A 7,670-nucleotide genomic window follows, 5' to 3' on the forward strand; every position below is an offset into this window, starting at 1 on the left:
AACTCCGCGGTCGTCATCGATGCGGTCCGGTCGCCGATGGGCCGAGCCCGCCCGGCTGGCGCACTGGCCGGTGTTCATCCGGTCGAGCTGCTGGCACAGGTGGTTTCCGCGCTGGTGGAGCGAACGGCGGTGGATCCCGGCGAGGTCGACGATCTACTGGTTGGGTGTGTCACGCAGTCGTCCGAGCAGTCCGGCAACATCGGGCGGATGGCGTGGCTGGCGGCGGGGCTGCCGGAGCAGGTGCCGTCCGTGACCATCGAGCGCAAGTGCGGCTCCGGTCAGCAGGCGTTGCAGTTCGCGGCGCAAGGCGTGATGGCGGGGTCCTACGACATCGTGATCGCGGCCGGCGTCGAGTCGATGAGCCGTGTGCCGATGGGATCGAATCGTCAGGGTGCTGACATCTACGGTCCCTCGGTGAGCGAGCGGTACGCTCCGGGACTGCTACCCCAGGGTGTCGCAGCCGAACTCATCGCGCACCGGTGGAATCTCGACCGGAAACAACTCGACGAGTTCGCCGCGCGTTCACATCAACTCGCGGCGCGGGCGGACTCCTCAGGTGCTTTCGTGCGCGAGATCGTGCCCATTCGCGTGCCGGCCACGGATGAGACAGTGAACCGGGACGAGACCATTCGTCCCGGTACCACCCTCGACTCGATCGGGGCGCTGACACCGTCCTTCCACACCGAGGAGTACGCCGACCGGTTCCCGGAATTGCGATGGCACGTCACACCGGCGAACTCGTCCCAGTTGACCGACGGCGCCAGCGCGGTGCTGATCGCCAGCGAACGGGCGGCCAGGCGGATGGGCTGGCGTCCCCGGGCCCGACTCCGGTCCTTCTACGCCTGCGGTGACGATCCGTTGATGATGCTGACGGCGCCGATCGCGGCGACACGGGAGATTCTGGCCCGGACCGGCCTGGACATCGATCAGATCGATCACTTCGAGGTCAACGAGGCCTTCGCCTCCGTGCCGCTGGCGTGGCAGTCGGATCTCGAGGTCGACATCGACCGCCTGAATCCGCGAGGGGGAGCGATCGCGCTCGGTCATCCGCTCGGAGCGACTGGTTGCCGGTTGCTGACGACGATGTTGCACGCGATGGAAGACGCCGACCAGCGACGCGGGTTGCAGACGGTATGCGAGGCGGGCGGCATGGCAAACGCACTCATTCTGGAAAGAGATTGACGGGTGCGGGACGCACTTCCCAGAGCGTCCCGCCCCTCCCATCGAGAAGGCAGGAGCACTCCCATGAGCGACAGAGTCCGTCTGGACAGTGTGGAGCGGGCAATCGCCGACATCGCGGCCGGTAAGGCGGTCGTGGTGGTCGACGACGAGGACCGGGAGAACGAAGGTGACATCATCTTCGCCGCGGAGAAGGCCACACCGGAGCTGATGGCGTTCACCATTCGGTATTCCAGTGGGGTGATCTGTGTGCCGATGGCGCCTCAGATGCTCGACCGGCTGGACATTCCGTTGATGACCCCGCACAACCAGGACCGGATGCGCACGGCGTACACGGTGTCAGTGGACGCGGCGAACGGTGTGAGCACGGGGATCTCTGCGGCCGATCGTGCACGGACTGCTCGGGTGCTTGCCGATGCGAGTTCGGTGCCGTCGGATCTGACGCGGCCAGGTCACGTCTTCCCGCTTCGCTACCGCGAGGGCGGGGTGTTGGTGCGGCGCGGCCATACCGAGGCCGCAGTGGATCTGGCCACGATTGCGGGGTTGGCCCCGGCCGGTGTGCTGGTGGAGGTCGTCAACGACGACGGCACCATGAAGCGGGCTCCTGACCTGCGGGACTTCGCTGACACCCACGGTCTGGCGATGATCTCCATCGACAGTTTGGTGGGATACCGGCGCCGGCACGAGTTGCTCGTGGAGAGGGTCGCCGCGACCCGGCTGCCGACACTGCACGGCGACTTCACTGCCTTCGGATATCGCGTGGAAACCGACGGCACCGAGCACATCGCGCTGGTGCACGGCGACATCTCCGATGCCGCCCCGGTGCTGACACGAGTGCATTCGGAGTGCCTGACCGGTGACGTCTTCGGATCGTGTCGCTGCGATTGTGGGCCGCAACTGACCGAAGCGATGGAGCGGATCAGATGTGAAGGCCGCGGTGTCGTGATCTACCTGCGTGGGCACGAAGGGCGCGGCATCGGACTGGCGGCGAAGCTGCAGGCCTACAGTCTGCAGGACTTCGGCCGGGACACCGTCGACGCGAATCTGGATCTCGGTCTGCCGATTGATGCCCGGCACTACGGGACGGCTGCGCAGATCGTGCGAGATTTGGGAATCGGGTCGGTGCGATTACTGACGAACAATCCGCAGAAGGTGACCTGTCTGCAGGATGCAGGCATCGAGGTCGCAGCACGTGTTCCGCTACTGCCGCGGCCGAACAACCACAATCTCGGTTACCTGCAGACCAAACGGGACCGGATGGGTCACGACCTTCCGGACCTGTGCCCGCCGGCGACTCCCGTGAGGGAGCGCAGTATCACCGCCTTCGGCTGAGCAAACAGCCCGGCTCGTCACAGCAAAGGAAAACGTCGGCCGGGTGCGCTGCGTGCTTGCTCGATCGGGTCGGAACGCCCGCCGCGAAATCGGACTACTGCCGACCGTTGGAATCGGAACGGATAATCCGTTCACGAGGGAACTCCCTCGCCGCATCCGACGACCGGGTCGACACGTGACTCTCGCGGGACTGGCCATCACCGCGGTGACGCCCGCAGTCGAGCGGGCCAGGGGAGTTGAACTCGCCGTCACCAGGCTGTAGAACGTACATCGTATAGCGGGCACGATTTGTCAAGAGGTGGCGCATGACTGTACGGCCGACTTCTTTCGGATTGGCCGATCGGCTCGGCGCATCGGACGCGCCCGTCAATTCAGCCTCCTGCGTAATGTGCCGGTTCGATACTGGATGCGGCCATGCCCGAAAGTGAGCCCCCCGCGGACATCGGAGTGCATGCCAAGTCGAGGCGAGGCAAATCCGGAAATCTTCCACTCGACCTGACCAGCTTCGTCGGCCGTCGGCGCGAGCTGGCAGACACCCGCCAGCTGCTGTCCGGATCGCGGCTGGTAACTCTCATCGGCGCCGGCGGCGTGGGCAAGACCCGGCTCGCCCTGCGGATCGGCGCCGTTTCGCGCAGGACATACGACGATGGTGTCTGGTTCGTCGAACTGGGTGAACTACACGACGGGGACCTGCTCGGACAGGCCGTGTCGGGTGCGCTGGGTCTACAGGATCACTCCGTCCGGCCGCCCATGACTGTGCTCACCGAACAGCTGGCGGAAAAACGGATCCTATTAGTCCTGGACAATTGCGAGCATCTAGTCGAGGCAGTTGCAGGTGTTGCACAGGTCGTACTGCGGACGTGCCCAGGTGTCCAAATCCTCGCCACTAGCCGTGCGTCTCTCGACATTCGTGGGGAGGTAGTGGTTCGAGTACCCCCGCTGTCGCTGCCGGAGCTGACGCGATCGACGGCGACGCTACGCGAGATTTCCCGATATGACGCGGTGACCCTGTTCGAGCAGCGTGCGGGCGCCGCAGTGCCGGGTTTCAGGCTCACCGAGGACAACATGGGCACGGTGGCTGAAATCTGCCGGCGTCTGGAAGGCCTGCCCTTGCCGATCGAACTGGCGGCGGCACGATTGCGGGCGATGTCGGTCGAGCAGATAAGGGAGCGCCTCGGCGACAGACTCCGACTTCTCACGCTAGGCGGCAGAGGAACACCGACGAGGCAGCAGACCTTGAGGTTGTGCATCGACTGGAGCTATGACCTGTGCTCGTCGCAGGAACAGTGGTTATGGGCTCGGCTGGCGGTGTTCGCCGGTGGTTTTGAGCTCGACGCTGCCGAGGGGGTCCTCGCCGCGGACCCGCCTGACGGAGAGTTACTCGATCTGCTCACGTCTCTGATCGATAAGTCGGTCTTGATCCGCGAAGAGGTCGGGTCGGTGGTGCGGTATCGACTGCTGGACACGATTCGTGAATACGGACGAGAGAAATTATACGAAGCCGACGGATACTGGAACCTTCGAAAAAGGCATAGAGATTGGTACGAGCAACTCGTGCTCCGAGCGAAGACCGAATGGATCGGTCCGCTGCAGGTGGAGTGGATCGCCAGACTGGAGCGTGAGCAGCCGAATCTGCGCGACGCCATGGAGTTCTGCCTCAGCGAGGACGGCGAGGCAGAAGCGGGCATGCGCATCGTCACCGCGATGTATCAATTCTGGTTCGTGCGAGGGTTGTTCAGCGAAGGCCGTCACTGGCTCGATCGTGCACTCACAAGTCAGGAAGGTCAGCAACCCCTCGACCGGATCGAGGCTTTGTGTACCAGCAGCATGCTGGCCGCGTTGCAGGGCGACGTTGCCGCCGGCACCGTATCGACGGACCAGGCACGACTGCTGGCTGCCCGGGTCGGGGATGCCGACCTCGATGCGTTGGTCGCCTTCGCGGAGGGGTGCCTCGCCGTCTCCAACGGAGCGCTTCGGACAGGTATCGCCAGCCTCGAGAACGCGATCAACATCTTCCGTCCCGAAGGCGATCTCAACCAGCTGGTGCCGGCACTGGTCTGGCTGGCGCTCGCCTTCGAGATGACCGGCGACATCCAGCGAGCTACAGAGAGCTACGAGGAGCTCATCGCGCTCACCGAGTCGCGGGAGGAAATAATATGGCGAGCAATGGCGCTGTGTGACTATGGCTTCGCGATGTGGCAGCACGGAGAACGTGAGCGTGGAACCGCGCTCCTCGAGGACGGTCTGCGGCTGTCCCGGATGGTGGGAAGTCAGCTGAGCTACGCCTGGGCGCTCGAGCAATTTGCGTGGACCGACGTCGAACAGAGGCCGGAACGGTCCACGGTGCTGCTGGGCGCTGCGGACGTACTGTTCAGCGCTACCGGTGGTCGCGCACCCGCTCTGACAAACACTGCCACTTTGCACGAGAAGTCTCGGCAGCACGCTCGAACCTCTCTCGGTGAAAGAGCATTTGAGGCCGCAATGAAGCGAGGCGCAGCACTGAGCGCGGACGAAGCGGTTGCCTACGCCTTGGGTGAAGAAACGCGGGCCGAGGTGCCCGCGACGAGTGGCGAGGCCCTCAGCCTCACCCGACGCGAGCAACAAGTGGCTGAACTGGTCGCCGAAGGACTGAGTAACAGGGCAATTGCCGACCGGCTTGTAATTTCCCAACGCACCGTCGAAGGTCACGTCGAGCACTCCCTCGTCAAACTCGGCTTCACCTCGCGTACGCAACTTGCCGCGTGGGTCCACGAACAGAAACCCGGCCGCTGAGCCACCTTCTCATCCGAGCTGGGGCTGATCCGAGAACGGACCGTCCGCACGGCGAGTGCGCGTCTTTGGTGATCCCAATCGACGCGCTGACAGCGGCACCATGTCCGCACCGTGTGCGACCACAGAGATCACTCGCGGACAAAGGAATCCGTCCGCGTGCCGGTTGCCGGCTTTCGTGTACCTACTCGAATGGCTGTCCAGATCCAGAGGCACGCGATCTAGACGGCGCCTCTCTGGTCAAGTGAGGGCGCATGTCCGGCGGCAAAGTGGCCCGTGGCCGGTCCAGGGGAAGTGGCTGGTCCGAAGTGCCGGTGTGCGGGGTGTCAGCCGGCCGCGCAGGACGTGAGAGTCGCCCCGAGGGTCCGCCCGGGCGTGCCGTCGACTGTCGTTGACCAGCCAGCAGTCAAAGCACTCGGCTTCGGCAAGTTAGTACACGCCCTTCCAGTAGGTGCACGTGGATTCCATAACCTCCCGCCGCACGTGCCAGTGCCGCAACCAGGCCACCATCACCAACAACGTGCGGTGGCCGTGCGGTAACCGCGCAGCTCCGGAATTCGCCTACCGGGCCGCTTCTGGGTGCGGCACCCGCACACACGCCTGGAGAACGGCCTTGCCGAGATCCAGCGCCGCGACCCGTTCCGCTAACAGTTCGACATCGGCGACCCATCCATGATGAAAGTCGTTCCCACAAAACCGATTGTATGAACGCGGCCGTCCGCAGGAACCGAATAGGTGACAAGAGGTGGACCCTGGGGCATGGCAACCACGCGCCCCCCACCATCGCCCCTCGGATCAAACCGATATTCGGGCTTACCGGCGCCAAGAATGATCGACCTCGGTGAGAGACCGCACCCGATCTTCCCGCATGCGCCCGCGTCCCAGGAAGGGGACCATAGAACTGACATGGGCGGGTGGCCGCTGCCGACCAGCCGGCGACCTGGGCATACCACGGCACCCACCCTCACCATGCCCGCCTACGTAGTACGTGGGTACGGCCAATAGGTAGCGGATAGGTAATTTCCCGCTGGCACCAAGGCGTGGCTGCAGCGATTCTCATGTGATGGGCATCACCTGAACGGTTGGGCCCCCTAGGTCAGCCTTCGGGTACGGGCTTGGACAGCAATGCGGTCCTTGTCCGAAATATGGGCGAGAGCCGATGAACTTGGAGTGGAAATGAAAATCGATCTGCTGTATGTGCTGGAGGCGACGCGGCGTCATGCCGTGATGGCGGACGAGTTGGGGTTTGACCGGATTTGGTTGGGTGAGCATCATTTCGACACCGATGGGACGGATGCGAGCCCGAATCCGATCATGTTGGCGACGGATCTGGCCGCTCGGACGAACCGGATCCGGTTCGGGATGGCTGCGGTGTCGCTGACGTTGTGGCATCCGTTGCGGGTCGCGGAGGATCTTGCGTTGCTCGATCACTTCAGCGAGGGCCGGTTGGATGTGGCGTTCGGTCGCGGGATCCTGCCGATCGAGGTGATGAACCTCAATCCTGCAGCGAGTCGGTGGAATGGTTCGGACAGCAGCCGGGCGATCTTCGAGGAGAACCTGGAGATCGTCCGCAGGATCTGGACGGAGGATCTGTTCAGTTGGTCGGGAGAGCGGTACACGTTCCCGGAGCCGCGGACGAAGTTCATTCACTCGCCGGGGGCGCCGATGCCGGAGGGCTGGGTCGACGAGCAGGGCGATCTGAAGGCGTTCGGGATGACGCCGCAGCCTTTCCAGCAGCCGATGCCGCCGCTGTTCGCGGTGACCGAGTCGGTGGAGGGGTTCCGTGGTGCGGCGCAGAAGGGTCTCAAGCCGATTACCTGGTATCCGACCGGTCAGGTGCTGCGCAATCTGCTCGACCTCTATCGGGAGGAGAAGGCGGCTGTCACCGGCGCGACGCCGGACCTGGGGGAGGATGTCGGGGTGCTGCGACTGTGCTACGTCGCCGAGACCGATGAGCAGGCGCGTCGGGTCACCGAGGCGAGTGTGGTGGAGTTCTTCGAGTTCGTATGCCGGGTCCGTGGCATCGGGGTGTGGCTCGACGCCGACGAGGATCCGGAAGATCCGCGGTTCAAAGAGATGGATCCGTTCGATCTGCTGATGGAGCGCGATCACCTGATGATCGGCTCGGCGGCGAGTGTGACCGAGAAGATGACCCGGCTGACCAGGTCGCATGGCATTCAGAATTGGTTGCTGCAGATGGGCTTTCCCGGTGTGGCACATGACGAGGTGGATCGTTCCCTCGAGTTGTTCGCGGCCGAGGTCATGCCTGAGGTGCGCAAGCTCGACTCCACCCTCGCGGCTTCGCAGTGATCGACGAAGCCCTCACGGAAGGAATACTCATGGCGGAACACCTCAACCCAGGCAACCTTGCCTACCCTCGATTCGGAATG

4 protein-coding genes are annotated in these 7,670 nt (G+C 64.1%); all 4 read left to right on the top strand.

Features of this window, described 5'->3' with window-relative positions; genetic code table 11:
- Positions 1-1,182, top strand: a 1,182-nt coding sequence (locus tag AZG88_RS39255; RefSeq protein ID WP_063886933.1) for a thiolase family protein, incomplete at its 5' end; no start/stop codon positions are given.
- Between the two features lie 63 nt (positions 1,183-1,245).
- Positions 1,246-2,511, top strand: coding sequence for a bifunctional 3,4-dihydroxy-2-butanone-4-phosphate synthase/GTP cyclohydrolase II (locus AZG88_RS39260; RefSeq protein WP_061700744.1), 1,266 nt, complete (start codon positions 1,246-1,248; stop codon positions 2,509-2,511).
- Positions 2,512-2,925: 414 nt separating this feature from the next.
- Positions 2,926-5,283 (top strand): ATP-binding protein, encoded by a 2,358-nt coding sequence (locus AZG88_RS39265; protein WP_061700745.1) that lies wholly within the window; start codon positions 2,926-2,928, stop codon positions 5,281-5,283.
- Positions 5,284-6,456: 1,173 nt separating this feature from the next.
- The gene (locus tag AZG88_RS39270) at positions 6,457-7,590 is read left to right on the top strand and encodes an LLM class flavin-dependent oxidoreductase (protein ID WP_061700746.1); all 1,134 of its coding nucleotides are present in this window, start codon (positions 6,457-6,459) and stop codon (positions 7,588-7,590) included.
- Positions 7,591-7,670 lie beyond the last annotated feature (80 nt).

This window comes from Rhodococcus sp. LB1 (genome assembly GCF_001583455.1).
GTDB lineage: Bacteria > Actinomycetota > Actinomycetes > Mycobacteriales > Mycobacteriaceae > Rhodococcus_F > Rhodococcus_F opacus.